The organism is Candidatus Hakubella thermalkaliphila (genome assembly GCF_013281975.1).
Classification (GTDB): Bacteria; Actinomycetota; Humimicrobiia; order Hakubellales; family Hakubellaceae; genus Hakubella; species Hakubella thermalkaliphila.
Genome location: NZ_BLRZ01000259.1, coordinates 1 through 1,291, shown reverse-complemented (window position 1 = coordinate 1,291; position 1,291 = coordinate 1). Strand labels below are relative to the sequence as shown.

The 1,291-nt window shown below is 58.9% G+C and carries 1 protein-coding gene; it reads left to right on the top strand.

The annotated features are described in order from the left end of the window. The coding region (locus tag HW443_RS11360) for a hypothetical protein (RefSeq protein WP_176238240.1) at positions 1-353 on the top strand (353 nt) is incomplete at its 5' end. Between the last annotated feature and the right edge of the window lie 938 nt (positions 354-1,291).

Here is a 1,291-nt window from a genome sequence, read left to right as displayed (position 1 = left end):
GCAGGGGAGAGGACAAGGATCTCCATAGGACTGCACTCTGTGCTATTCTCAACGCTTATGAAACGGGTGTGAACAGGGACCTCATCGCCCCAATGCAGACGCACCTCTACATCACCGGGCCAAACACTCTCACGCAGAATCAGAAGGACGCGATGTCGGGCGGCGTCATATCGGAGGTGGCGCCGTATGAGCCCTGCTCGATTGGCGCCTCGGCCGTCTTGCTCTCTGGCGATCTGCTCCCATTGATCATGCAGCCACCGCTGAGCCAACTCACCGATAGTGACATCTGTGCCGTCCTTCTTGTGGACGAGCCGAGCCAAGTGGCTGTTCGCAAAGTCCCCCGTCTGTTCTAGCCAATCCAACAAGGATAGGAGGAACTCGTCAAGATCGTCAGGTAGAAGTAGGGCTGCCGATGGATCCCCTCCGTATTCGGTGGCGAGCGTCGTGCCAAAGGCCCGTAGTACCTCCTCATCATCACGAAGGAGCCCAGCGTGGGCTAACGGCCACTTGATGAACCGACGCCCCTCCCGGGGATAGTAGAGGGCGCCGCGGGTGTGCTCATAGAGGCGCAGCCAGACTTGAGCCAGCTCGGGAGCCAGACGAACCTGTACATCGCGCAGTTCTAGCTGGCCAGCCAAGATTTCCTCGTAGAAAGCTGGCCAGTAGCGCCCAATGCTGCCCCGCTCCCGGGCGACATGTCGCATCGCATATAACAGAGGCAGGCTGTCTTCAGGCCCCAGGTTACGAACGTACCGAATAGCGTACAGAACACGTGGCCGTACAGCACGCCCCAACAGTTTCCGGCGGACAGTGGCAAAGAGGTCCGCAGCTTCGTCTTCCGAAAGTTCGTCGTGTTGTGGCACGAGAAACCAGGGGCGCACAAGGTCAGTGGCTCGAAGAGATTTCCCTTGCGGGATACCAGTGATGTCACGTATTTTGTGTTGCCAGTAATCACAGCTAACACCAGGTGCGCGCTGCACCAACATCGCCACGTTAGCCCCCCTCGCCCATGAAAGTCATGAAAGTATCGAACCGAAAAGGCCTACCCCGGTTGGCGCCCGGCGACATGCTTCGGCAGATGTTCAAGCTGTTGGTCTGTGGCCAGTCGACACGAGGATGCAGCACCGAGACGTCGCTGGCGGCCGCATAGAGTAGAGATAACACTGCAATTGGCATCCACCCCCGCAGAGAACGGCACGATGAGGTACAGACCGCGGTGCAACCGCTTCGGCCAACGCTTCTTCGTCAGACGGGAGAGCAGCAAGGCAACATCATGCGCCTCGGGCCTATC